The organism is Acinetobacter pullicarnis (genome assembly GCF_006352475.1).
Classification (GTDB): Bacteria; Pseudomonadota; Gammaproteobacteria; order Pseudomonadales; family Moraxellaceae; genus Acinetobacter; species Acinetobacter pullicarnis.
Genome location: NZ_VCMZ01000001.1, coordinates 2,184,744 through 2,209,409, shown reverse-complemented (window position 1 = coordinate 2,209,409; position 24,666 = coordinate 2,184,744). Strand labels below are relative to the sequence as shown.

24 protein-coding genes are annotated in these 24,666 nt (G+C 40.4%); 16 read left to right on the top strand and 8 right to left on the bottom strand.

Annotated elements, in window-relative coordinates:
• Positions 1–40: 40 nt before the first annotated feature.
• The 8 genes from FD716_RS09705 to FD716_RS09670 all read left to right on the top strand — a co-directional run bounded on the left by FD716_RS09705 (position 41) and on the right by FD716_RS09670 (position 7,994).
• Complete coding sequence (locus FD716_RS09705) at positions 41–1,183, top strand: ribonuclease D (protein ID WP_139852164.1); 1,143 nt, start codon at positions 41–43, stop codon at positions 1,181–1,183.
• Between the two features lie 206 nt (positions 1,184–1,389).
• Positions 1,390–1,695, top strand: coding sequence for a YcgL domain-containing protein (locus FD716_RS09700; RefSeq protein ID WP_139852163.1), 306 nt, complete (start codon positions 1,390–1,392; stop codon positions 1,693–1,695).
• Between the two features lie 13 nt (positions 1,696–1,708).
• Positions 1,709–2,089: a hypothetical protein gene (locus tag FD716_RS09695; protein ID WP_139852162.1), complete on the top strand. Its 381-nt coding sequence runs from the start codon at positions 1,709–1,711 to the stop codon at positions 2,087–2,089.
• Positions 2,090–2,110: 21 nt separating this feature from the next.
• Entirely contained in the window at positions 2,111–2,959 is an 849-nt protein-coding gene (locus FD716_RS09690; RefSeq protein WP_139852161.1) for an AAA family ATPase, read from the top strand.
• 510 nt (positions 2,960–3,469) lie between these two features.
• Complete coding sequence (locus FD716_RS09685) at positions 3,470–3,682, top strand: cold-shock protein (protein WP_139852160.1); 213 nt, start codon at positions 3,470–3,472, stop codon at positions 3,680–3,682.
• Positions 3,683–4,103: 421 nt separating this feature from the next.
• The gene (locus tag FD716_RS09680; RefSeq protein WP_139852159.1) at positions 4,104–5,291 is read left to right on the top strand and encodes a vWA domain-containing protein; all 1,188 of its coding nucleotides are present in this window, start codon (positions 4,104–4,106) and stop codon (positions 5,289–5,291) included.
• A 109-nt stretch (positions 5,292–5,400) separates the two neighbouring features.
• On the top strand, positions 5,401–6,606 hold the full coding sequence (trpB, locus tag FD716_RS09675) for a tryptophan synthase subunit beta (RefSeq protein ID WP_139852158.1): 1,206 nt from the start codon (positions 5,401–5,403) through the stop codon (positions 6,604–6,606).
• Between the two features lie 126 nt (positions 6,607–6,732).
• Positions 6,733–7,994, top strand: a protein-coding gene (locus tag FD716_RS09670) for an IS3 family transposase (RefSeq protein WP_139852498.1) whose coding sequence is annotated in 2 segments (ribosomal slippage) — positions 6,733–7,072 and positions 7,072–7,994 — 1,263 coding nt in all. Because the reading frame shifts where the segments join, the coding sequence is not laid out codon by codon here.
• A gap of 49 nt (positions 7,995–8,043) precedes the next feature.
• Here the strand turns inward: FD716_RS09670 and FD716_RS09665 are convergent.
• From FD716_RS09665 to FD716_RS09655, 3 genes are all read right to left on the bottom strand, one after another.
• On the bottom strand, positions 8,044–8,475 hold the full coding sequence (locus tag FD716_RS09665) for a CBS domain-containing protein (RefSeq protein ID WP_139852156.1): 432 nt from the start codon (positions 8,473–8,475) through the stop codon (positions 8,044–8,046).
• 126 nt (positions 8,476–8,601) lie between these two features.
• Entirely contained in the window at positions 8,602–8,976 is a 375-nt protein-coding gene (locus FD716_RS09660) for a DUF2750 domain-containing protein (RefSeq protein WP_139852155.1), read from the bottom strand.
• Positions 8,977–9,117: 141 nt separating this feature from the next.
• Positions 9,118–9,351, bottom strand: a complete 234-nt coding sequence (locus FD716_RS09655; RefSeq protein WP_139852154.1) for a hypothetical protein — start codon at positions 9,349–9,351, stop codon at positions 9,118–9,120.
• 224 nt (positions 9,352–9,575) lie between these two features.
• On the opposite strand from FD716_RS09655, the gene FD716_RS09650 reads away from it, so the two are divergent.
• From FD716_RS09650 to FD716_RS09630, 5 genes are all read left to right on the top strand, one after another.
• Positions 9,576–9,935: a hypothetical protein gene (locus FD716_RS09650; protein ID WP_139852153.1), complete on the top strand. Its 360-nt coding sequence runs from the start codon at positions 9,576–9,578 to the stop codon at positions 9,933–9,935.
• A gap of 133 nt (positions 9,936–10,068) precedes the next feature.
• On the top strand, positions 10,069–10,392 hold the full coding sequence (locus FD716_RS09645) for a hypothetical protein (RefSeq protein ID WP_139852152.1): 324 nt from the start codon (positions 10,069–10,071) through the stop codon (positions 10,390–10,392).
• Between the two features lie 173 nt (positions 10,393–10,565).
• Complete coding sequence (ftsY, locus tag FD716_RS09640) at positions 10,566–11,657, top strand: signal recognition particle-docking protein FtsY (protein ID WP_139852151.1); 1,092 nt, start codon at positions 10,566–10,568, stop codon at positions 11,655–11,657.
• 167 nt (positions 11,658–11,824) lie between these two features.
• Positions 11,825–12,418, top strand: coding sequence for a nitroreductase family protein (locus FD716_RS09635; protein ID WP_139852150.1), 594 nt, complete (start codon positions 11,825–11,827; stop codon positions 12,416–12,418).
• 195 nt (positions 12,419–12,613) lie between these two features.
• A complete protein-coding gene (locus FD716_RS09630) occupies positions 12,614–13,291 on the top strand; it encodes a YccT family protein (RefSeq protein WP_139852149.1) in 678 nt (225 codons plus the stop codon).
• A 182-nt stretch (positions 13,292–13,473) separates the two neighbouring features.
• On the opposite strand, the gene FD716_RS09625 is transcribed toward FD716_RS09630, so the two are convergent.
• Positions 13,474–14,964 (bottom strand): amidase, encoded by a 1,491-nt coding sequence (locus tag FD716_RS09625; protein WP_139852148.1) that lies wholly within the window; start codon positions 14,962–14,964, stop codon positions 13,474–13,476.
• A gap of 592 nt (positions 14,965–15,556) precedes the next feature.
• Between FD716_RS09625 and FD716_RS09620 the strand changes: the two genes are divergently transcribed.
• Positions 15,557–16,036, top strand: coding sequence for a hypothetical protein (locus FD716_RS09620; protein ID WP_139852147.1), 480 nt, complete (start codon positions 15,557–15,559; stop codon positions 16,034–16,036).
• Positions 16,037–16,134: 98 nt separating this feature from the next.
• Here FD716_RS09620 and FD716_RS09615 read toward each other — a convergent pair whose 3' ends face one another.
• The 4 genes from FD716_RS09615 to dnaE all read right to left on the bottom strand — a co-directional run bounded on the left by FD716_RS09615 (position 16,135) and on the right by dnaE (position 22,461).
• The gene (locus tag FD716_RS09615; protein WP_139852146.1) at positions 16,135–17,052 is read right to left on the bottom strand and encodes an ABUW_2363 family tetratricopeptide repeat lipoprotein; all 918 of its coding nucleotides are present in this window, start codon (positions 17,050–17,052) and stop codon (positions 16,135–16,137) included.
• A gap of 110 nt (positions 17,053–17,162) precedes the next feature.
• A complete protein-coding gene (gene cysE / locus FD716_RS09610) occupies positions 17,163–17,990 on the bottom strand; it encodes a serine O-acetyltransferase (protein WP_139852145.1) in 828 nt (275 codons plus the stop codon).
• Positions 17,990–18,877, bottom strand: coding sequence for an RNA methyltransferase (locus tag FD716_RS09605; RefSeq protein ID WP_139852144.1), 888 nt, complete (start codon positions 18,875–18,877; stop codon positions 17,990–17,992). Before FD716_RS09605 ends, cysE begins: the two co-directional genes overlap by 1 nt.
• Positions 18,878–18,891: 14 nt before the next feature.
• Positions 18,892–22,461 (bottom strand): DNA polymerase III subunit alpha, encoded by a 3,570-nt coding sequence (dnaE, locus tag FD716_RS09600; protein ID WP_139852143.1) that lies wholly within the window; start codon positions 22,459–22,461, stop codon positions 18,892–18,894.
• 181 nt (positions 22,462–22,642) lie between these two features.
• Between dnaE and FD716_RS09595 the strand changes: the two genes are divergently transcribed.
• The gene (locus tag FD716_RS09595; RefSeq protein WP_139852142.1) at positions 22,643–23,521 is read left to right on the top strand and encodes a tetratricopeptide repeat protein; all 879 of its coding nucleotides are present in this window, start codon (positions 22,643–22,645) and stop codon (positions 23,519–23,521) included.
• A gap of 198 nt (positions 23,522–23,719) precedes the next feature.
• Positions 23,720–24,595 (top strand): tetratricopeptide repeat protein, encoded by an 876-nt coding sequence (locus FD716_RS09590; RefSeq protein WP_139852141.1) that lies wholly within the window; start codon positions 23,720–23,722, stop codon positions 24,593–24,595.
• Positions 24,596–24,666 lie beyond the last annotated feature (71 nt).

Sequence of the window (24,666 nt, the reverse complement as noted above, 5' to 3'; positions counted from 1 at the left end):
ATTGTTTAATTTGAATATATTATTTTGACTCAAAACGAACATGTTTCAATTTATCCAACAACAAGCTGAACTTGATAATGTTCTGAATTTGATGAGTCGCTGTTCGATTTATGGCTTAGATACAGAATTTATTAAAGTTGATACTTACTGGCCGAAACTCGGTGTTTTTCAGATTAATGTAGATCATCAGATTTTTCTTTTAGATGGTACTACACTGGATTTGAGCGAGTTTTGGAACAGGCTTTATCAAGCAGAGCAAAATATTTTTCACGCATGTAGTGAAGATATCGATCTGATCTATCATTATGCGCAGCAAAAAAGCCTAAAAAATGTCTTTGATACACAAATTGGCATGTCTTTTTTGGGGCATGGTCTGCAGGTCAGTTATCAAAATGCATTAAAACAAATGCTAGAAATTGATATTGCGAAAGATCAAACCCGTTCTGACTGGCTTGCTCGTCCATTAAGTAGCGAGCAAATGCAATATGCGGCTAATGATGTTTTATATATTATGCAGCTTGCTGGAAAGCTCAAAGCTGAGCTTGAGGCAAAAGGGCTCTATCAGTTTGCAGTAGAAGACAGTAATCATTTAAGTCTTGAAATTGCAGCTGAAGTACCGAAAGAAAAATTGTTTAGTGAAGTCGGTAATTATCGCCATTCACGCAAGCAGTTAATGCAATTGCAGCAACTGTGTGTTTGGCGTGAGCAAATGGTCAAAGCCCTAAATCAACCGAGAAGCTTTATTTTAAAGAACTCAAGTATGATTGATTTGGTGGAAAAAAACCCAAAAAATAATTTTCAATTGTCTCAGACCAAAGATCTACGTGCATCGATTGTACGCGAGCATGGCAAAATTATTTTGGATCTTTTGCGTTTTCTACCAGAACCAGATCATTGGCCACTGCGAATTGCACGACCAATAAAGCACTCATCGAAAGGAGTGACGCAGTATGTTGATGATTTAATCGAAAAAACGGTCATTAGCAGTCAAGTGCCTAAAGAGGTACTTATGCGTAAAAAATGGTTGAACACTTTGTATCATCATGTGGTGTTTCAAGGGCGCGAGCAAGATTTACCTGAGTATTTGCTGGGCTGGCGTTATGATATTTTAACGCGACCAATCATTGCTCTTTTAAATAAAGACATCGATTATTTATCAACGCAAATGAAAGTGATGAATTAATCGCTGTGTTTGCTGGCTGAATATATTAAGATGAAGCTGCTTTAATAAAGCTCTATACGCAAGTGTAGAGCTTTTTCTTTACAAGAGAATCGCCGTACAAATCATTGAATGCTTAAAATACGACTATTGCATTGATATTGGTTAATGCCAGCAGGGCGGTTTTATTGTATGCTACTCCTCGAGTTATATAGACATGGTCAAACCTAATGCATTGTGATATTTATAAATCGAGTAAAAAAGATGAAATGTATCTTTACATCGCTCGCCCAGAACAAGCGGATGAAGCGCAAGATACAGATCCTTTAGCGGTTGTTCCCGAATTACTGCGCCAGACTTTTGGTCGTGCAACATTTGTGATGCATTTGGAGTTAAGTCCTGCGCGTAAGTTGGCTCGTGTAAGCACTTTGCATGTGATTGACTCTCTGCTAAACAAAGGTTTTTTTATTCAAATGCCACCCGAAGGTTTAATTAATCCGAATGCGGTTGAACCGGAAGGTCTGCGTGGTGCATAAGGATTAAATTACGATGTGGGACAGTTTTTTAAGTCTGTTGGACTCACTTCCTGAAGATGGTATTGCAATTACCGTTTATATTCTTGGTGGCCTGATTATATTGTGGTGTTGGTACGGGGTTGTAAAACGCTTGGCCTCGCCATTGGCAGGGATATTGTGGATTATCGTATTTGCCTTTGTGGCGACACCAACGATCTCCGAAGGACCAAATTCTGAAATTGCACCAGCCACGTTTGGCTTATTATTTGGGTTGTTAACCAAAGAATATAGCTTGGTATGGTCGAATTTATCCCTGATTTTATTTGTGATCGGAATTGGTTTATTGCTCGGATATAGTTGGTCAAAATATAAAGCCAACAAGCTAAAGCGAGCCAAAATGGCATCGCCACTTTAAATAAGAAATAAGGTTAAGATTATGTCTGTAGACTCACAACAATTTAGTGGAACTGAACAGTATATTGCAACGGATAGTTTAAAGCTGGCCGTTAAAGCTGCACGTTCATTACAAAAGCCATTATTGGTAAAGGGTGAACCTGGTACAGGCAAAACCTTATTGGCAGAACAAGTTGCACAAAGTTTAGGTTTGAAACTTATTACTTGGCATATTAAATCAACCACCAAAGCACAACAGGGCTTGTATGAGTACGATGCTGTATCGCGCTTAAGAGATAGCCAACTGGGTGATGAGCGTGTTTATGATATTAAAAATTATATTAAGCCAGGTAAATTGTGGGAGGCCTTTAGTAGTGAAGAGCGCTGTGTCCTATTAATTGACGAGATTGATAAAGCGGATATTGAGTTTCCAAATGACTTGTTGCATGAACTCGATAAAATGTCGTTCTATGTTTATGAAACTGGTGAAACGATTCATGCTGTGCAACGACCAATCGTAATTATCACCTCCAATAATGAAAAAGAACTCCCAGATGCCTTTTTACGTCGTTGTTTTTTTCATTACATCGAATTCCCAGATGAAGCAACCATGCGTGAAATTATTGATGTACATTTTCCGAAGATTTCGACAACTTTGGTGAATGAGGCATTACAAACATTCTTTAAACTTCGTAAAGTCCCAGGCTTAAAAAAACCACCCTCGACTTCTGAATTGATCGATTGGTTGAGTTTATTGATGGCGGATGATATGCCTGAAGACATTCTTCGTCAGGATAAAGCCAAAGCTGTACTGCCGTTGTATGGTGCATTGATTAAAAATGAACAAGATGTGCAGTTACTAGAAAGACTCGCATTTATGTCGCGTCGATAAGCGGATTTTCTCGTAAATTGAATGGGGCGTAACAGTGATGTTACGCCCTAAATATATCTGCTGAATATAATCGTAGCGTTTCATTTAAAGTTATAAAACTATGGCAATTAATTTAATAAATGCTTTAAAATTTTACTTTTACTGTAGTCTTATTGTTAGCAGATAAGTACCTAAAAATCAGGAATTTAGTGCGTTAAAAATATAAATAAAGTGAATAAATTGCAATTAATTTGTGGAATCTGAGAAAGCGTTAAATAAACCGACTTAGTTCGATGAATTTTGATTTTTTTAGTAGACGAAGGGCTTTTATTTTACTAATATATTCATTGCTCATATTGATGGGCTTTTTAAAGATCAACTCTATAGTCGTAATGAGTGAATAGTTTGTTTCAGTATCTTTTAGTTCGTGGTTTATCATTTAATCCTTCGTATCTTTTGATTCAGTTTCACATTCTTTCAAATTCGAACATTATTAAGAGTCGACTCAATTTTTAAAATTTAGGATTAAATATGTCTAATATCGTTACTGGTACTGTTAAATGGTTTAACGAAACTAAAGGTTTTGGTTTTATTCAGCAAGATTCTGGTCCAGATGTTTTTGCTCATTATAGCGAAATTCAAAGCAGTGGATTCAAAGTATTGAACGAAGGTCAACGTGTTGAATTTGAAGTGACTGATGGCAAAAAAGGCCCACAAGCAAGCAGCATTAAAGTAATTGGTTAATTGCGAAAAGCTTTAGTTTAGGTCAATACATTCATTTTAATATAAAGGTTGAATTTAGTCTGGTCACGTAGCCTCTTTATGAGGATGCAGATCGCAAATGAAATCTTGTTAAAGTTTAAATGAATCGAGAAGCTCACAAATGTGGGCTTTTTTTTATTCGATATTAACGTGTTTTATTTATGTCAATCTGAGTGCACGGGGGTAAATATTTCAGTATTTATAAATTTGGTCGATTGAATGCATTATTTTGCCTGAATTCTCCTTACTGAAACCTGTACTTGGCATTTTGCTTTACATCGTTTTTACAATCTCACATAATGCCATTTTAAGCTGCATTTCAATTTGCATTGAATATGTCAGTTGATAACCATTGTTTTAATTTTCTCAAGTTCACCTCATATTGAAAGGGATCTATTCGTCCATGTTTGTGCGATTGTTTTACATCTTAAGAAAGTACGGTGTACCTGTGAGCACACGTGAATTGATTGATTTGAATCAAGCCGTTGCACAAGGGCTAGTTTTTGCGGATCAAGAAGAATTTTATCAGTTGGTGAAGACGATCATGGTTAAAGATGAACGTTTTTTTGATAAATATGATCGTGCCATGAAAGATTATTTTGACGGTATTCAAAGTTTTGATCTTGATGATTTACTGAATCAGGTTAAAAAATTGCCCAAAGATTGGTTTGATCTAGAATTACTTGAAAAGCACTTGAGCCCAGAGCAACGTGAAGCCTTAAAAAAGGCTGGTTCGCTTGAAGAGCTGATGAAAATGTTGGAAGAGCGTTTGCGTGAACAACATAAAAAGCATCAGGGTGGCAATCGTATGATTGGTACTGGTGGAACTTCACCTTTTGGTGCTTTTGGTGATCACCCAGAAGGGGTGCGGATTGGTGGGCCAGGTCGTAAACGTTCAGCGGTCAAGGTTTGGGAACAACGCAATTATCAAAATTTAGATGATGAGCAAATTTTAGGGACGCGGCATATGCAGTTGGCCTTGCGTCGGCTGCGTAAGTTTGCGCGGCAGGGTGCGGCTGAAGAGCTCGATATTCAGGGAACAATTCGTGAAACTGCGAAGCAAGGAATTTTAGATGTACAGTTAGTACCTGAACGACGCAATCGTATTAAAGTACTGATGTTATTCGATATCGGTGGCTCAATGGATGCTCATATTGCGCAATGTGAGCAGTTATTCAGTGCGGCAAAGTCTGAGTTTAAAACATTAGATTATTTTTATTTTCATAATTGCCTATATGACTATGTATGGAAAGACAACAAGCGTCGTTCTACCTCACGCATGAGCACATGGGATTTACTCAATACCTATGGAAGAGACTATCGGGTTATTGTGGTTGGTGATGCCAGCATGGCACCTTATGAAATTAGATCCGTGGGTGGCTCGGTTGAATATATGAACGAGGAGCCAGGTGAACTTTGGTTAAAACGTCTCCATCAGCATTTTGAAAAAACAGCATGGCTTAATCCAGAAGAAAAAAACTATTGGCAATACACTCAAAGTATTGGTTTAATTGAGCAAATATTTGAAAAGCATATGTACCCAATGACTTTGAAAGGCATTGAGGATATGACTAAATATTTAGCCCGCTAAGGTTTAATATCCCTATAACCTAATTTTAGCCGCCTGGCTTCGGTAGCTGAGTTTCAAGAATTCAGTTTCAATAATCGTTAATATCAGATTGAATGTTGTGAGGACTCGAATGGATCATCAGATCAATGGCATTGCATTACCTAACCAAGATGGTTTTTTTGGCGAATATGGTGGTCAATTCATACCGCCTAATTTAAAAGAAGCCATGGATGAGATTAATCTTGCCTATGAGAATATTCGTCACAGTGCTGAGTTTCAGGATGAACTAGCTGATTTATTTGCAAATTATGTCGGGCGTCCAAGTCCATTGTTTCATGCGAAGCGCCTTTCTCAGCAATTGGGTGGTGCGCAGATTTATTTAAAACGTGAAGATTTAAACCATACTGGCGCGCATAAAATTAATCACTGCTTAGGTGAAGCGTTATTGGCCAAGTATATGGGCAAAACCAAAGTGATTGCTGAAACGGGCGCAGGTCAACATGGTGTGGCACTGGCAACAGCCTGTGCCTTGGTGGGTATTCCTTGTGAAATTCACATGGGGCAGGTTGATATTGAGAAAGAGCATCCAAACGTGGTTAAAATGAAAATTTTAGGTGCGAATTTGATCTCAGTCACAAGAGGAACCGCCACCTTAAAAGACGCCGTTGATAGTGCCTTTGAAGAATATTTAAAAGACCCGAAAAACTTTATCTATGCAATTGGTTCAGTTGTCGGTCCGCATCCATTTCCTAAAATGGTGCGTGATTTCCAATCGATTATCGGAAATGAAATTAAGCAACAGAGTGCACAGCGATTCGCACGAGATCCAGATTATATCGTGGCGTGTATCGGTGGTGGATCAAATGCCATTGGTGCCTTTACTGCCTTCTTAAATGTGCCAACGGTTAAATTGGTCGGTGTTGAACCGGCTGGTCTGGGTCTTGATACGCAAATGCATTCTGCAACATTAACGCTTGGCAAACCGAGTCAGATACATGGGATGGCATGTTATGTATTAGAGGATGATGGGCAACCTTTACCAGTACATTCCATCGCTTCAGGGCTTGACTATCCGGGTGTAGGACCACAGCATAGCTTTCTGAAAGATTTAGGTCGTGTTGATTATCACTCAGTAACAGACCAAGAGTGCTTAGATGCCTTTATGACCTTATCGCGCGTAGAAGGGATTGTGCCTGCACTGGAAAGTTCACATGCTGTGGCATGGGCAATTCGAGAATCTGTAAAAATGCCAAAAGAAACGATTATGGTGGTCAATTTGTCTGGGCGTGGGGACAAGGATGCAGATTTTGTTGCTGGAAAACTAGGCTTAAATTAGATTGTTATTTGAGTTGCAGCTTTATTTAAAGATAAAACGAGCTATTCGGATAGCTCGTTTTATTTTATGCATCTGTCCCGTCCTAGAATAGGTTGACACAACAGAGCGTTAGCTCAGGAGTGTCAAATGAACCAATACGTTAAGCGTACTCAACGCGATTACAGCATGTCTTTTAAATTGAGTGTTGTCGCCCAAATTGAACGTGGCGAGATGACTTATATTGAAGCTGCTAAGCGCTACGGCATACAGAGTCATTCAACTGTTCGTAACTGGTTAAGAAAGCATGGCTCTATGGATTGGTGTACGCTTGGAGCTACATCTAATAAAAACAGTGCCGCTAATATGAAAAATCAACCACTTACTCCAGAACAACGTATTAAAGAATTAGAAGTGCAACTTCTTGAAGCACAACAAAAGGCTATGCTATTTGAAGAAGTCGTCAGAATTATTCGTACAGAGTACCCTAATCCACTGATAAAAAAGCCTTTAGGCAAGCTGTCCAAAACCTCAAAGCCGAAAAAGCGATGAGTATTGATACCGCTTGCCGCCATTATGGTATTAGCCGCCAAGCCTATTACAAACAATTTCAAAGCCTTAAAGCTAAGGCGAAAATGGCTAATAGTGTGGTAGAACTTGTAATAAGTCAGCGGTTGCAATTACCCCGATTAGGGACACGTAAATTATATTTCTTACTTAAATCGCGCTTTCAAGATTTAAAAATCAAGCTTGGGCGAGATGGTTTATTCGATATATTGCGTGGTGCAAATATGCTCATTAAACTCAGGCGTTCGTATCACAAAACGACGAATAGTCATCACCGTTTTAGAAAACACCCTAACGTACTTAAAGCAGGTGAGAACCAAGTAGCTGTAACGGGTAGTGAGCAGTTGTGGGTTGCTGATATAACGTATATTCCTACACATGAACAAACAGTGTATTTAAGCCTGATCACAGATGCTTTCTCACGTAAAATCGTTGGATATTATGTGCATGAGAGCCTACATACAGAGCATGTAGCAAAAGCATTATTGGTAGCGATTAAATCAAGGCAGACAGATCAGCAGCTAGTGCATCACTCGGATCGAGGTATTCAGTATTGTTCTGATAATTATCAAAATATTCATGTGGTTGAAGGTATTACCTGTTCAATGACAGACGGTTATGATTGTTATCAAAATGCTTTAGCGGAGCGAGTAAATGGAATCTTGAAACAGGAGTTTCTGCTAGAGAAGCCACGAGATTTAAAGCAAGCCCGAATAATAATTGCCGAATCAATTGAAGCCTATAATAGCTTGAGACCACATTTATCTTTAGGATATAAAACGCCTGATGCAGTGCATCAGGCGTCTATAATCGAGTTTAGAAATAGAGAGCAATTCGTTGCATAAAACTGTCAACCTATTTCAGGACTAGACAATCGACTTTAATTAGGTGGGTTTAGCCAGAAATATATTGCTGTAATTGTTCGATTAATTTCTTTTGATCTTCCATGGTTGCCTTAACTAAATCCCCAATAGAAATTAAACCAATTAACTTTCCATCTTCAACCACTGGCAAGTGACGTAGATGTTTGTCGGTCATAAGTTCTAAACACTGATCTACACGGTGGCTTCGACCAACGGTAATGACTCTACTGGTCATGATCTCAGACACCGTGGTCTGTTGAGAGGTTCGCGCCATAAGTGCAATTTTACGAGTGTAATCACGCTCGGATACAATGCCGACGACTTGTTCATGCTCGACCACCACAATTGCACCAATGCCTTTGCTGGCCATTAGGGCAATGGCTTCTAATACCGTGGCATCTGGGGTAATGGTGGCAACGTCTTGTGAAGCTTTATTAAGTAATACTTTTGCAACGGTGGACATATTAGCTATCCTCTCTTTTTTATCAACTAAATCTTAAAATCATGCTTTTTGATTGGTTATATCTTTATATCAAGATATAGCGAGTATTTTTCATTTTGTGGGTAAAATCAATGGCTGAGAGATAAATTAAGCAAACTGCATGGTTTTTGAGTCAAAAAAGAAATGATGCATTTGATGTGTGGTTAATCTAAATTTTTGGGTAGAAGAATTATAGAGTACCGGAATAACTTTAAAGCGCGTCAAGGTCGGTAATAAAGATTCCTCGAAGTCTTTGGGGGTGATTCTGCGGGGCTGATAATTTGGCCAATGGCTTTTAGCATAGCGATAGGCTTGAACAGCGTTGAGCCAGAAAGGGAAAATGTTGCCATTATGTTCGGATTTGATTGCCCAACCTTCATGATACAAGCCCCATAATACGCCACAGTACATCATGGTCTTTAAAATGGAGATTTGAATAATGAGTTGTTTAGAGACTGGTTGTAATACAAAGTATTTTTTCATGAGGCTCTAGCTGTCTGATTCAAAGTCAACTTATTGTAATGGAACTTCTGACAAGGTCAGTAGCTGCTTTATGCTTTATCGTAAACAAATATTTATATAAAATTGAAAGGTTGTAAAAAACGCCACCTAGGTGACGTTTGATTATGCTTGCATGGTGGCCATCTTTTGCCAGTATTGTGCTTTAAGTGAGTCACGTTCGACACGAAATCCTTGGTAGTAAAGCTCTGCTAGGAACATTGCCGCTTTACCATGGCCAGCATGTGCTGCATCTTCTAACTGGTGAACTGCATCAATAAAATTCATTTCTGAGTGGATTGTATTAACTGCAGTTACGTAAATATTTTCTAAGTCACGGTGAGAGAATTGTTGAATCATATTAAACTCCTTATTGTAATTATGATCACTAAATGTTGTAGCTTATGTTCGACTCATGAGTAGTGTAACCAAGCAATATTAAACTAATATTACATATAACTTCATTTGTCAATTAATTTGAGGCCATTTCAAGCCACTAATAATAATGAGATTACAGGATTAAACATTAATTAAAATATTTTTTATTAAAATCAATACAGGAAATACTAAAAAGGAGAACAATCATGACAAATATAATTGACGGTTTTAATTTTGATCTACCTCTATCCGAGTCTCAAATTATCGCTTTGGCGCAGTTTCATCGTAAGCAACTTGATGAAGCGATTTTCCATCAGGAAATTCATCTTGGAAATTTTTCCATTGCACAGCGTAATAGAGTGTCTGAGTATACTCGAACTTTAACCTTGCCGCAAAAAAAACAGTTTTATGAAATCTATGATGGTGAATTAAGACGTTTGGCTGATGACGATGATTTACACCCTGCAAATGCAGAATCAGGTGTGAGTATTTTTGCAGTGATTCTAAGTTTGATTGTTATTGCCATGATTTTATATTTTACGGTGGTTCGAATCGCGATTCCTTAGCGTATCTTAGCGACGTCGCTAAGGGCTTTGATCCCTTTATTTATAAGGATTTTGCTAAAGTTTCGGTTGGAATCAAACAGGGCTATATTTTTTAGGTCGGCATGATTAAACTATCTCTAATTAGAGGTAGTTCATGTTTGATTTTAGAAAATGGTTTAACAGATTTAAAGCTAAGTTTAATCTAGATAAAATGTTTCAAGTCATTGTAATTTCAATTATTATTTTAATTGTGTTACATGCATCGGCAAAATTATATCAACCCATTGATTCACGAGAATATAATAATGTAGTTGTGTTGTCTGACCAAGCGAGTTATTTGCATACCCAAACAATGGCGCAAGCACTTTTGGGACAAGAGAAAATACATGTCTTTGAATATCTGAAGCTGATGTTGGCGCAACAGCAAGAAGCGAGTCAAGTGAAAGAATATCCAGCCATGAAATTAGAAGATGAGTAAATATTGTTTTGAGAAATGCTGTACTTAACCTTTAAATCCACTTTAAGACAAAATGATCAGAATCGCTACAACACCGCGCTGGGTTAGGGGATAGCTGTGATATTTGGCACATAAAAAAACTAGAATTATGCTAAACTCAGCCTTTTAAACGTGGTGCTTTTCAAGGAATCGGCATGCAACAACAGCAAAATAAATTTTTGATTGATGCGGATATTGGTGACGATGATGTCACTTTACCGAGTTTACCCGCCGTTGATGTGCCTATCGTTGAAAATCATGCGGCAGAAATAAGTGCACCTTCTACTGCGCATTCGATTGATGCTGTAGAAGAAAGCGGCAAGGGTGGTTTTTTTAGCCGTATGAAAATGGGCTTAACCAAGACCCGCAAAAATCTTGCCGACGGTATGGTGAATATTTTAATTGGCGGTAAAGAGATTGATGATGAGTTGCTTGAAGAGGTTGAGGAGCAGCTTTTAGTCGCAGATATTGGGGTGGAAGCGACCAAAACAATTATTGCCAATCTGACCGAACGTACGACACGTGGTGATTTGATCTACTCACATTCATTGTATAAAGCATTACAAGAAGAGTTGGTGAGTTTGTTGGCGCCAAGAGTGAAAGCATTACATGTCGATCCCAATAAAAATCCCTTTGTCATTTTAGTGGTTGGCGTTAATGGTGTGGGTAAAACCACCACGATTGGTAAGTTGGCAAAACGCTTACAGGGTGAAGGCAAAAAAGTAATGTTGGCTGCTGGGGATACTTTCCGTGCAGCTGCAACGGAGCAGTTGGAAATTTGGGGGGAGCGCAATCAAATCTCTGTGGTTTCTCAAGGTCATGGTGCAGACAGTGCTTCAGTCATCTTTGATGCCTTTGAAAGTGCGCGTGCCAAAGGCATTGATGTGCTTATTGCAGATACCGCAGGACGGTTGCATAACAAAAGCAATTTGATGGAAGAACTCAAAAAAGTAAAACGAGTTATGCAAAAGATTGATGCCACTGCACCACATGAAATTATGTTGGTGGTCGATGCTGGCACAGGCCAGAATGCAGTCAATCAGGTTGAAATGTTTGATGAAGCCGTTGGGCTGACTGGACTGACAATTACTAAATTAGATGGCACTGCAAAAGGTGGAGTGTTATTTAACATCGCAAGTCGTACACATGTTCCTATTCGTTTCATTGGCGTAGGTGAGCAAATTGATGATTTACGACCATTTTCTGCTAAATCATTTGTTGCAGCTTTGTTCGAAACTGAAAAGTAAGCTTTATATTTCATCTATTCCGCTGTTACAGTGGAATAGGTGAAAGAGATATTGTTCTAATTACGAAACGCAATGTAGTACCAGTATGAGTGAACAATATTGGCTTGATCCATACAATGACCAAATCCCAAACAATATGTAAACTACTATAGTAGAAGGTTGAAACGATGTCATTTTTAGATCAAATCAAACAGCGTCGTAGTATTTATGCCTTAGGTAATAATGTTACTTTGGCTCAAAATGAAATTGAAAATATTATTAAAGAAGCGGTAAGACAGAGCCCATCATCATTTAACTCACAAACTTCCCGTGCCGTTATCTTATTTGATCATTCACATGTTAAATTTTGGACGATTGTTCTAGAAACCTTGCAAAAAATAGTGCCAGAAGCTGCTTTTGCAGGAACTAAAACTAAAATTGACAGTTTCATTGCAGGTAAGGGAACCGTATTATTTTATGAAGATCAACCAACTGTTAAGCAGTTGCAAGAACAATTCCCACTTTATGCCGATAATTTCCCTGTTTGGTCTGAGCACTCAACTGGTATTGCTCAATTTGCAGTATGGACTGCACTGGCAGAACAGGGTGTAGGTGCATCGTTGCAGCATTACAATCCAATCGTAGACGATGAAGTTGCTGATGTATTCCAAGTGCCTAAAGACTGGAAATTACGTGCACAATTGGTATTTGGATCGATTGAAGCACCAGCAGCAGAAAAAGCATATATTGATGACAGTGTGCGCTTTAAAACTTTTAATTAAGTTTGGTTAATGGAATTTAATTTAAAAAAGAACGCATTGCGTTCTTTTTTGCATTTTGGAGGTCGGGGGGATTCGATTTTTTGGGGAGGGATATACAAACAGTGCAGATTTTCTTGATTGTCATAAAGTTGTCACACGGACATTGCATAGTGCATTAAATTTTACGGTTTTTTGACAGTGGTATGGGTGAAGTGTATGGCGTTTAATAAGTTCGGCATTGTAGCAATCAGTTTAATGGTGAGTGCGCCTGTTTTTGCGGCCGTGACGATTACAACACCTGAGGAAATTGTGCTGCTCGCGATTAATGATCAGGAAGTCAATTCTGGCCTATTCAGAACTTCAAAAAATGATTATAAAGTGGATGCTGGGCAAGCGTCATTTAGTGTGCGTTATCAGCAGTATTTTAGACATCTAGATGGTGAGCATGACATCGTGAAATCGGGTGTTGTGACTATTGCGGCGCCAAACTTATTGGATGGGAAAACCTATACATTAAAGCCAGTTAATGTACCCAATGAATATGAAGCCGCGAAAAAATATGCTGAGCAACCCACTATTGCACTTTATGATCAGAACAAAAAGTTAGTTGTAGAACAGACGGGTGCCAATAACGAGCCAAAGGCTTGGTTTGGTGGGCGTATATTTGATTTTACCAAATCAAATAAACCATCTGGTAACCAACCTGCTGCGGTCTATGCAAGCAGTTCAACAGCAGTGCAAGCATCAGCCGCTCAGCCAAGTGCTGCAACGGCAGCAACAGATGTACAGTATGCCATGCCTGCTCGTAGTGCAGATCAACAATTGATTCAAATCTGGCAGAGTGCCAGTAAGGCAGAACGTCAACGCTTTATGACTTGGTTAGCCAATCAATAAATAGCAAAGCAATCGTTTGAGTGTCGATCACATCGACGAGATGACTTTTTAGTTTGGGCGGTTTTAAGCCGCAACTGCGATAGTATAAAACCCAATATTTTAAAAAATATTGGGTTTTTGGTTATGTGGATGGCGGTTATTAAAATAAAACTGCCACTTTTCTATGTGTGTTGACTCAGCGTTTAAACCACAATATTTTTATACTTGGGCATCCATGGCTGAGCTGTTTCAAGTTGCGCTGCCAGTTGCAATAAACGATCCTCTCGACCGAAGGGTGCAATAAATTGTGAGCCCAAAGGGAGATTTTCTTTATTCCAATATAAAGGCACTGACATGGCAGGTAGGCCGGTAATATTGGCCAATTGGGTGAAAGGCACCCATTGTAGATTGCCTTTGACCAATTGTTCGACCAATGTGCCTTTTGCAAGCCAGTGTGCTTGATCGACTTTTAATAAAGTTTTCAGGATCGGGTGTTGCCAGCGAGGAGTTTTAACATGTCCATTTTTAGGGGCAACGGATGCTGTTGCAGGTGTGAGATACAAATCATATTGCTGAAAGAACTGATTCATTTGCGCCGTATAAACACCCCATTGATTTAAGGTGTGAATATAATCTAGGGCACTGACTTTGGCACCAAAAGCGGCAATTGCCAAGGTGTCGAGTTCAAAATCTCGATCTGTGGCACCATGCTGTTGTTTCAGTTGCTGTACATTGTAGGCACATTGGCTGAACCAGATGCGAACAAAATCTTTGGCCAGTGCCATACCATCAAGCGGCGGTGTAGCCTCTTCAACATGATGACCGAGAAACTCTAATAGCTTGGCGGTAGCTTGAATCGCCTGAATCGCATCTTTAGAGACTTCGGTACCAATGGGTGATTGTGTGTTGAAGGCGATTCTCAAGGGTTTTAGTGGCTGTTTTAGGCAGTCTAAATAGCTGCCTTGTGGAGATTGTATATTAAATAGGGCATGTGCATCAGCACCCTGCGTGGCATCAAGCATTGCTGCACTGTCCCGTACAGATTTACTGAGCACATGTTGCATTGCTGCACCATGCATCGCTTCACTCATGTGAGGTCCCCATGGTGTACGACCTCGACTTGGCTTTAATCCAAATAAACCGCAGTAAGATGCTGGAATTCGTATCGAACCACCACCATCACTGGCACCTGCAATCGGAACAATGCCCGCAGCAACCGCAGCAGCGGAGCCACCAGAGGAACCACCACTGTTATATTTTAATTGCCAAGGGTTATGACAACTTCCCCAAGCTTTTGGTTCGGTAATACCTTTAATACCAAATTCTGGTGCGTTAGTTAGGCCAAAAATGCTAACCCCAGTATTTTCCCAGCGTCTTACGATTTCTGCGTGCTGTGGAGCAATATACCCTATTCGTTTAAGTGCATTAGAGCCAGAACTGGTTGCGACACCTGCATATTCTTGGTGTAAGTCTTTGAGTAGAAATGGAACGCCCGAAAAAGGCCCCGATGATGGCTGTTGCGCCTTTTTACGGGCTTGTTCGATCATGGGAATGACGATGGCATTTAATTTAGGGTTAACGTGTTCGCTGCGTACTAAGGCAATGTCTAGAAGCTCATGGGCTTGGACTTGTTTTTTATGAATTAAATTGGCTAAACCAAGGCCATCATATTGAATGTATTCGGCGTATTTCATTGCAATCCTTCGCTTAAAGTATTGTTCATTCTAAGTAAAATTTACAGATTATTTATAAGGGTAGCGTATTTCAGAAGAAGTTGCGCTACTGAAGCCTCATCTATAGCATGAAAGTAGCATGACCCTCGCATGGGGTTGAAAATATTTATTTTGAATGCTGCATTTTCATTGAGCTTAAATGAAGTCATTGGCAGATTGGTTTGAAATGCCTGAATAATGTGGTGCAATTAAGTCAGGGTTTGCTGGATTGCACAGATTAAAGAAATGGAAATGAGTTGGTTTATTAATTTTTGACGGGGAGTCCGAGTTTTGGATTTCTATATTTGTGTTATAGCTTAAAGGGTCACACTAAATGCAGGCCCGTAATGAAAGCCAAGCTGCAATGCGGCTAAAATTGAGTGCATTGGGCTTTACTGGTAAATGCAACAAGTTAAAATATATAGATATTAACTAGATTAGTTATAAATACCTTGACCTTATTTTGATATTCTGAATATTTAAACTTGATTGTTCAACTATAGTTATTTTTAAATAAAATCTTGAGAAATTGTGCTAAGTTAGCAAAATAAAATTTGATTATTTTTGAAGAAGTATGAATCGAACTCTTTTATTGACTGCTGTATTGAGCTTGGTAACACCAACAATATTTGCAAGTCCAGCTAAAACACAAGTGCCAAATAATCCGACTGCCCCAAATGTATCTAAAATTAATGTCGATACTCGCCCTGAAATTTTGGGTTTATGGGGAATGGTTATTCCGAGTAATAAAAAATGCGTTGAATACTATAATTTCAGAGGGGGCAATCAAGTTGTAATCAATAGCGCAAAGGAGTGGTCAATTGGGGCTTATGATTATCAACCTTCGCCCGATAACAGTATGACTAAATTGCCAACCTTGGCGATTCAAGTGAAATATGAAAACAATGAAAAAGATTGTTCTGGATTTAAAGAAGACCAAACTGGTGAAATGTCCAATGTCTTCGTGCGCTGGGAAAATAGTAATAGCATCGATTTTTGTGCGGATGAAAAAGGTGATAAGTGCTTTGTAAGCTTGCATCGGATTCGACCTTAAAAAATGGCATAAAAAAGACCCATAAGTCGGAAACAACTTATGGGTCTTTTTTATGCCTAAGGCTTGGTTGAACAACCAAACCCTAGATCTAGGCTTTATTATTTCGCTGGTGTTTTGAGCACTTGCCAAACATTATAGCGTTGTTTCTTTTCGATTTCTGTGATCAGGCGATCAGCCACTTCACTTTCTTGAGGGTATTTGACTTTATAGTTTTTCAGCGTTTGAATTGCATTTTTCTTTTGCTCCATACCAATATAGTTATTGGCTGTAGAAAGATATGCTTCTTGCACGCCAGCTTTCATCGCTCGCTCTAAATAAACGACAGATTCTCTTTGACCACCACCCTCAGACAGTGAGAAGCCAAACCAAAGATTCGCTTCACCATCATCTTTATTGATTTTTAAGATGCGCTGCGCATAGGTCAATGATTTGGTTGTATAGGCAGGACCAAGGTCAAGGTTACGTCCCATCACGCTGGCTTTAAATGCGCGAATCAAGACATCAAACGATGCATTGTCTTTGGCTGCAAGGGTGTCCAGTTGTGATGACACTTCTTTAAGTCTATTTTCAAAGCCTTTACGTTCTTGACGGTCTGTAAATTGAGGTGGGTAATGACGCGCTTTACCTTCAACCATTTGTAAGAAATCATCAATACTGGTGATATCAATTTCATTATTACCCGCAAGAACCGCATATTTCATGGCGCGGTTTTTATTGTTGACTGTTGGGATAATGAGTTTGTTGGTATCCAAGATCATTTTATTTTGTGGATTGCTTGGGTCAGTGACTTCCATTTTAGCCACGGGTTGAACTGCAGCTTTTTGTAACTCAAGTTCAAATACAGGTGGTTGATCATAGTTAAATGGATTTAACGCATAGAATGGCGGTGTCAAATCTGGCTCAGTAAATACGATTGGATCGGTATTTGCCTTATTATCTTTTTTCAGTGACGTTGTACCACATGCGGTTAATACTGCTGCCGCGAGTAAGGTAAATGCCAAGGGCTTAAGGGTCATATCTATCATCCGGTAATTGTTGTAAATGCTTGGTTATACACGCGCTTCAGTCTAAGAAAAGAAGGTCTAACATGCAACGTTAAATGTTCTACATGCATAAAAATACTACATTAATCTTGTGTGGATTCATTTTGTGCTTCGCACTCACGGCGAATATCATCGAGTACTTTTAACTCTTGTTGACTAAACGGTTGAGTGGTTTGAGTAGATTGATCAAATGTTGGATCGAGATGCGAGAGCCGTTTGCATAAATCATTCATGCGTTTTTCATTGAGTTCTAACCGATCGAGTAGAACGCGCATGCCTTCAATCATTGGATCAGGCTGCTCATTGCTGGTGGCATAGGCTTGGAAACCAATACGAGCAGCATAATCACGACGTCTTTCTTCTTGTTTATTGATCTGGGTGAGCTCGGCCTGCGGTGCATCTTTATAAATGAAGCGAGCAGGGTTACCAACAGCAGTCACCCCTTCAGGAACGGGTTTAGTGACCACGGCATTAGAACCCACTTTGGCATTTTTACCGACGATAAAGGGCCCAAGAATTTTAGCGCCAGCACCAACCACCACACCATCTGCTAAAGTTGGATGACGTTTGCCTTTATTCCATGTGGTACCACCAAGCGTAACACCATGATAAAGCGTGACATCATTGCCAATTTCGGCAGTTTCCCCAATCACCACACCCATGCCGTGGTCAATGAAAAAACGTTTACCAATTTTGGCACCAGGATGAATTTCAATACCCGTTGCAAAGCGGCTAAAAGAGGACAGAACACGCGCAGAAGTTTTACAATCCTTTTTCCAAAGTTCATGCGCCATACGATGCATGATAATGGCATGTATGCCAGGATAGGTGGTTAATACTTCAAAACTATTACGTGCTGCTGGATCGCGAGCGAGTACAGCTTGGATGTCTTCTTTGAGCTGTTTAAGCATTAGTGTTGTTTCTCCTGAGGTGTCGATTTTTTCCATGTACCGTTATTTAGTGCCTGTACTCGGGTAAATATGCCGCGTAGTAGGTGATATTCCATACGATCTAATTGTATACGTCCAAAAAGACGACGCAAGCGTAAAGGCAATAATCTTGGATTTTCTGGGTCCATAAATTCAATTTCAGCCAACATTTTCTCTAGGTGTGGGTAAAATTGCTGCATTTGTGCTTGATTGACCAAAGGTTCATCCCATTGCATGGATTGTTGATCTGTGACGGGCATACGCTCAATCTGAGCTGGTTGATGCTCAAGCGCATCTTGACTTTGGTCGGTAGATTGATTCGGCAGCGCTGCAACAGGCTGTTGTGCCAGTACGGCCATGCGCATTTCATAGCAGACAATTTGAATCGCCTGTGCAACATTTAACACACCGTAGTCGGGGTTAACTGGAATTGTCACATGATAGTTGGCTAGGGCCAGTTCTTCATTGGTGAGCCCGCGGTCTTCACGGCCAAAAATAATCGCGACACGTTGCTGTTTTTCAATAACAGCATGTACGGATTTTTCTGCTGCAGGGCGCACATCGAGCAAAGGCCAAGGAATGGTTCGACTACGTGCACTGGTGCCAAACACCAAATGACAATCTGCAATCGCTTCTTCTAAAGATTCCACGATCTTAATTTTTTCAATCAGATCGGTGGCACCTGCCGCCAGGGCATCAATATCTGGATGCGGGTAGGTTTTAGGTGCAACCAGGACCAACTCAGACAGCCCCATGGTTTTCATGGCGCGTAAGGCGCTGCCGATATTGGCGGGCAGTGTGGTGTTGACCATCACAATACGTATATGACTTAAATGTGCTGAAACAGCAGCATTGTCAAAGTGTTCCATAATTTTTCCAGATTTTAAGAATATTGACCGGCTTCGGTTTCAGCTTGATACAGATCCATCGCTTCATCCATGCTGATATCCGTCGGTGGTGGTGCCAGTGCTGTCGTCGCTGCGACTTGCACTGCTTTTGCAGCCTTGGATTTGACTTGATATTCAATGTGAATGGATTCTTTGCCAAAATAGTCACGTAATTGAGACAGTAACTCGTCGGTTGGAACCACATTCCATTGTACGCCTAGGCACAGTTGAGTGCTGGCATAGGCATAATCGAGTTGGATTTGAATGGGGATATGCTGCGCCATATCGACATCGCAAAACGGAGTGATGATTTGTTTTAAATCTGCCGCTAAAGGTGTTTCATGAAACTCTGCCTGCAATTTGATATTGATGCAGTTGGCACGTTTTTGCCGGATTTCATTGAGGCTAAAGGCTTTGTTCATACGACCCATAGGACGTTCAAAGCCTTCACGCTCGTAGATTTCACCTTCGATCACCACAATTTTTTCAGTTTGAACAATCTCTTTAAAACGTTGGAAACGTTCATGATTGACTGAAACTTCAATCCGCGCCGTGCCATCGTCGAGGGTGATCATCATTCGATTGGGGAAGTTAGCAACATCAATGACTAAACCGGCATAGACGGTGGTGACACCACGTCTGGTTGGGGTCAGTTCATTAATTTTTAGGGGCACAAAGGATTTTAATTCAGCTTTGTAAATATCAATCGGGTGACCAGTTAAATATAAGCCCAAGGTATCTTTTTCACCTTTGAGACGGACTTCATCACTCCATGGTTTAACCGGTTTACTTGGCTTGCGCTGCACTTCTTCAACTTCACCAAATAAATCCATGATGCCAGATTCACGGTTACTGCGTGCTTGATCTGCGGCTTGCACCGCTTCGGGAAGCTGTGCCATTAAGGTTGAACGTTCGACGCCTAAGCAGTCTAGTGCACCGGCACGCAGCAGGGCTTCAAGAGTACGTTTGTTGATTTTTTTCAAATCGATACGATGGCAGAAATCGAAGAGGTCTTTAAATGGGCCATCTTGCTGACGCGATTCAATCACCGACTGCATGGCTTGTTCACCCACACCTTTAATCGCACCAAGTCCATAGACAATGGTTTTATCGTCGCTGGCATGGAAACGATAGAGCGACATGTTGATCGATGGCGGCATAACGTCGAGCTTGTTGTTACGGCAGTCATCGATGAGAAACACCACGTTATCGGTGTTCTGCATCTCCGAGGTCATAACCGCAGACATAAATTCGGCAGGGAAATGCGCTTTTAGCCATGCGGTTTGATAAGCCACCAAAGCATAGGCCGCAGCATGCGATTTGTTAAAACCGTAGCCCGCAAATTTTTCCATATAGTCAAAGATATGGTTGGCGGTCGCTTCATCAATATCTTTTAAGGCGGCACCTTCAGTAAAGATTTTACGTTGCTGTACCATCTCTTCGGGTTTCTTTTTACCCATGGCACGACGCAGTAAATCGGCACCGCCCAAGGTATAACCTGCACAATACTGTGCTGCCTGCATCACCTGTTCTTGGTAAACCATAATCCCGTAGGTGGGTTCCAGAATGCCTTCAAGTAAAGGATGTAGATATTCAAACTCACCGCCGTGCATACGATGAATAAAGTCAGGAATAAGATCCATCGGACCTGGGCGATATAAGGAGACGAATGCAATAATCTCTTCAAATTTACTTGGGCGCGCTTCTTTTAACATGCGCTTCATGCCCACGGACTCGAACTGGAACACCGCGGTCGTATTGGCGTCGGCAAAGATGGTAAATGCCTGAGTATCGTCTAATGGGATTTCAGAAATTAATAGTTGTTGGTCTGAAGCTCTATTTTTATTGATATTTTGTAGGGCATCTTCGATCACCGTGAGGTTACGTAAGCCCAAGAAGTCAAATTTGACCAAACCAGCGGATTCGACATCATCTTTATCGAACTGAGCAACCCGGTTGGTACCGTCTTCATCACAGAGCACTGCGGAGAAGTCGGTGATTTTGGTTGGTGCAATCACCACACCACCCGCATGTTTACCCGTATTTCGGGTAATGCCTTCTAGCTTGAGCGCCATTTCCCAAATTTCAGCAGCATCGTCATAGTCGGGATTTGATGGATTGGTGACAATATCTTTGAGTTGCGGCTCCATGTCGATGGCACCACGAAGGTCCACCCCAAGCGGTTTGGTTGGCACCATTTTAGAGATTCGATCGGCTAAGCCATAAGCTTTACCAAGAACACGTGCCACATCTCGAATCGCACCTTTGGCCGCCATAGTACCGAAGGTTGCAATTTGCGAAACCGCATCACGACCATAGTGCCGTGAAACATAGTCAATCACTTTGTCTCGACCAGCAATACAAAAGTCGATGTCAAAGTCGGGCATTGAAACACGTTCAGGGTTTAGGAAGCGTTCGAACAGCAGATCATAACGCAGGGGGTCTAAGTCAGTAATATTGAGACTATAGGCCACCAATGAGCCGGCACCCGAACCACGGCCAGGGCCGACGGGAACGCCATTGTTTTTTGACCACTGAATAAAGTCCATCACGATTAGAAAGTAACCGGGGAATCCCATGTTATTAATAATGTTGATTTCGTATTCAATGCGTTGATCGTAAGGTCGTCGTATTTCTGGCCAATCTTGGTCACGTTCCGCGACAGGATAGAGTACATCCAGACGCACTTCTAAACCTTGTTTGGAAATATGCTCAAAAAAGCTGTTGATGGTATGGCCATCTGGAATTGGATAATCAGGCAAATGGTAAGTGCCTAATTTCAACGTGACATTACAGCGTTTGGCAATTTGGTAAGTATTTTCAAGTGCGCTGGGAATGTCAGCAAACAACTCACTCATTTGTTCCGCAGTTTTAAAATACTGCTCTTGGCTATACAAACGAGGGCGGCGTTGGTCTGCGAGTACATAACCATCGGCAATACACACGCGTGCTTCATGCGCTTCATAATCTTCAGGGCGAATAAAATGAATGTCATTTTGCGCAACCACACCAATTTGATATTTTTCTGCAAGTTTAAGCGCTTGTTGAATAAATTCTTCTTCTTGTGGGCGTTGAGTGCGGCAAAGTGAGAAGTAGACACGATTGCCAAATTTGGCAATCCACTCTTCAAGTAATGGCTCTGCTTTTTGTGGATTGGAGGAGCAGAGCATTTTGCCGACATCACTGTGTTGTCCGAGCAGCACGATTAAGTCGTCTGCTTGCTCTAAAATCCAAGGCTTTTGCACACAAGGAATGCTGAGTTGTTGGCCCTCAATAAAACCACGTGAAATAATTTCCGTCAGGCTCCGCCAACCGCGATTGCTCATCGCCAACAGGGTAATCCGGTGCTCGGCATCGTTGAGACGCAGTACACCTCCCAAAATGGGTTTGATACCTTTGCCTAAACACGCGCGATAAAATTTAACCGCTGCGTGTAAGTTGGACAGATCGGTCATGGCCAGCGCAGGCATGTTTTCAGATGCAGCAGCTTTAATCAGATCAGGTACGCGGACAATCGATTCGGTAATCGAAAATTCCGTATGAATACCAAGATGAACAAACTGCATAAAAAAATCCTTAAAGAAAGCCGCCGATATTTTAACATGGTCTGATTTGTGAATGCAGGTGAAACTGCCTTTTTAGACCGATCTGTAGTGTAATTGGCTATTTAGTGTATTCAAACTTATAAATTATCAATAATATGGCTGCCATTAATCCATTTAATTTAAAAGTCCATTGTGGGGTGCTATGAAGCTTAAAAATTTATCATTGGCTATTTTGTTGGCATTTTCTTTTTCAGGGACGGTGTTGGCGAGCGAAGTTCAATACAGCCAAAGTCTAGTCACGCAAGCGAAAAAGGGCAATGCACAGGCGCAATATGATTTAGCTGAGGCTTATTATCAAGCTTATGGCGTTGAAGAAGACAATGAGGAAGCCTATAAATGGTACCAAAAAGCCGCAGCACAAGGACACTTAGAGGCAATTTATTCCATTGGCTGTATGTATAGTGATGGCCATTTTGTCGAAGAAAATGGCGAAGAAGCAATAAAATGGTATAGCAAAGCTGCAGTACGGGGTCATGGGCTTTCCCAATATCAATTGGCCGTGGTCTATGAAGATGGTGAAGATGGTGTGGCGGAAGATGCCAAAAAATCAATTTATTGGCTTACCAAAGCAGCTGATGGCGGTTTGGCGCAAGCCCAACATCATTTAGCGTATAACTATGAAGAAGGGATTTCGGTAGAGCCAAATATTAGTAAAGCGGTACATTATTATCAATTGGCGGCTGCACAAAATAATGCGGCAGGCTTAAATAATCTGGGCTTGTTCTATAAAGATGGCAATGGCGTCAAGCAAAACTATGCTGAGGCGATGCGTTTATTTAAAGCTTCTGCTGAACAAGACAATGAGCATGCTTATTTTAATATTGGCGAGCTCTATGAAAATGGGTTTGGGGTGACTAAAAACTATCAAGAAGCAGCCAATTATTATGAAAAATCACTCGACCTTGGTTTTGAGGAAGCTGCTGAAGACTTGGCCCGTATTTATGAAAAAGGGGGGTATGGTTTGAAAAAAGATATTCGTAAATCAACTCAATATAGCGAAAAATTTGCAAATGGCTATTAAGTCCATTTAAAGAAATACGATCAATCTTAGAGATTGGTCGTATTAAAAACGCAATTAAAATTAGAATGCGTGGTACAAGCCTTCAATTTATTTTGGATTTTGTTCGGTACAAAGTGTTTATTCCAGTATTCAAACTAAAAAAATATCAATAATATATCTTACTGATCATTCTAATTTAAAAGTCTATTTAGGGATTTTATGAAGCTTAAAAACTTATCACTGGCCATGGTATTGGCATTTTCATTTTCTGGGGCAGTATCAGCGGAAGAGGTCGTATTTAGCCAAAGTCTAGTTTCGCAAGCCAAAAAGGGTAATGCACAAGCGCAATATGATTTGGGTGAAGCGTATTATCAAGGCTATGAGGTTGACGAAGATGAAGCTGAAGCCTTTAAGTGGTATCAAAAAGCCGCAGCACAAGGCCATTTAGATGCAATCTATTCAATTGGTTATATGTATAGCGAAGGCCAACATGTCGATGAAAATGCGGTAGAAGCGGTCAAATGGTATAGCAAAGCAGCCAATCGTGGTCATGGTCTTTCTCAATATGCACTCGCAATCATTTATGAAAATGGCGCTGAAGGTGTTGATGAAGATCCGAAGAAATCGATTGCCCTGCTCACCAAAGCGGCTGATGGTGGATTAAGTGATGCACAATATCATCTTGCATATAATTATGATGAGGGTATTTCGGTCAATCAAGATATCGCAAAAGCGATCCGTTATTATAAATTAGCAGCAGCACAGGACGATGCAGGTGCTTTAAATAATCTAGGCTTATTCTATAAAGATGGTAATGGTGTCAAACAAGATTATCCAGAAGCCATACGACTTTTTAAGGCATCAATTGCATTAGACAATGCACATGCCAATTATAATATGGGTGAACTCTACGAAAATGGTTTAGGTGTTGCCAAAAATTATAAAATCGCCGCTGAATACTATGAAGCAGCAGTTGATCTTGGTTATGAAGAAGTGGCAGAAGATTTAGCACGCTTATATGAAACAGGCGGCTATGGTTTGAAAAAAGACATTCGTAAATCTAAACAGTATAAAGAGTCAATGTCAGACTATTAATGCAGACTGTTAATTTAAGAGAAATACAGCAGTGAGTTAAAATGCTCGCTGCTGTATTTTTTACTAAATAA

Coding starts and splice junctions, on each gene's coding strand:
- FD716_RS09665 (WP_139852156.1), bottom strand. CDS start 8,475: ATGTCCACCGTTGCAAAAGTATTACTTAATAAAGCTTCACAAGACGTT.
- FD716_RS09660 (WP_139852155.1), bottom strand. CDS start 8,976: ATGAAAAAATACTTTGTATTACAACCAGTCTCTAAACAACTCATTATT.
- FD716_RS09630 (WP_139852149.1), top strand. CDS start 12,614: ATGGCGTTTAATAAGTTCGGCATTGTAGCAATCAGTTTAATGGTGAGT.
- FD716_RS09695 (WP_139852162.1), top strand. CDS start 1,709: ATGTGGGACAGTTTTTTAAGTCTGTTGGACTCACTTCCTGAAGATGGT.
- trpB (WP_139852158.1), top strand. CDS start 5,401: ATGGATCATCAGATCAATGGCATTGCATTACCTAACCAAGATGGTTTT.
- cysE (WP_139852145.1), bottom strand. CDS start 17,990: ATGCTTAAACAGCTCAAAGAAGACATCCAAGCTGTACTCGCTCGCGAT.
- FD716_RS09615 (WP_139852146.1), bottom strand. CDS start 17,052: ATGACCCTTAAGCCCTTGGCATTTACCTTACTCGCGGCAGCAGTATTA.
- FD716_RS09700 (WP_139852163.1), top strand. CDS start 1,390: ATGCATTGTGATATTTATAAATCGAGTAAAAAAGATGAAATGTATCTT.
- FD716_RS09595 (WP_139852142.1), top strand. CDS start 22,643: ATGAAGCTTAAAAATTTATCATTGGCTATTTTGTTGGCATTTTCTTTT.
- ftsY (WP_139852151.1), top strand. CDS start 10,566: ATGCAACAACAGCAAAATAAATTTTTGATTGATGCGGATATTGGTGAC.
- FD716_RS09685 (WP_139852160.1), top strand. CDS start 3,470: ATGTCTAATATCGTTACTGGTACTGTTAAATGGTTTAACGAAACTAAA.
- FD716_RS09590 (WP_139852141.1), top strand. CDS start 23,720: ATGAAGCTTAAAAACTTATCACTGGCCATGGTATTGGCATTTTCATTT.
- FD716_RS09680 (WP_139852159.1), top strand. CDS start 4,104: ATGTTTGTGCGATTGTTTTACATCTTAAGAAAGTACGGTGTACCTGTG.
- FD716_RS09635 (WP_139852150.1), top strand. CDS start 11,825: ATGTCATTTTTAGATCAAATCAAACAGCGTCGTAGTATTTATGCCTTA.
- FD716_RS09625 (WP_139852148.1), bottom strand. CDS start 14,964: ATGAAATACGCCGAATACATTCAATATGATGGCCTTGGTTTAGCCAAT.
- FD716_RS09650 (WP_139852153.1), top strand. CDS start 9,576: ATGACAAATATAATTGACGGTTTTAATTTTGATCTACCTCTATCCGAG.
- FD716_RS09645 (WP_139852152.1), top strand. CDS start 10,069: ATGTTTGATTTTAGAAAATGGTTTAACAGATTTAAAGCTAAGTTTAAT.
- FD716_RS09620 (WP_139852147.1), top strand. CDS start 15,557: ATGAATCGAACTCTTTTATTGACTGCTGTATTGAGCTTGGTAACACCA.
- FD716_RS09655 (WP_139852154.1), bottom strand. CDS start 9,351: ATGATTCAACAATTCTCTCACCGTGACTTAGAAAATATTTACGTAACT.
- FD716_RS09690 (WP_139852161.1), top strand. CDS start 2,111: ATGTCTGTAGACTCACAACAATTTAGTGGAACTGAACAGTATATTGCA.
- FD716_RS09705 (WP_139852164.1), top strand. CDS start 41: ATGTTTCAATTTATCCAACAACAAGCTGAACTTGATAATGTTCTGAAT.
- dnaE (WP_139852143.1), bottom strand. CDS start 22,461: ATGCAGTTTGTTCATCTTGGTATTCATACGGAATTTTCGATTACCGAA.
- FD716_RS09605 (WP_139852144.1), bottom strand. CDS start 18,877: ATGGAACACTTTGACAATGCTGCTGTTTCAGCACATTTAAGTCATATA.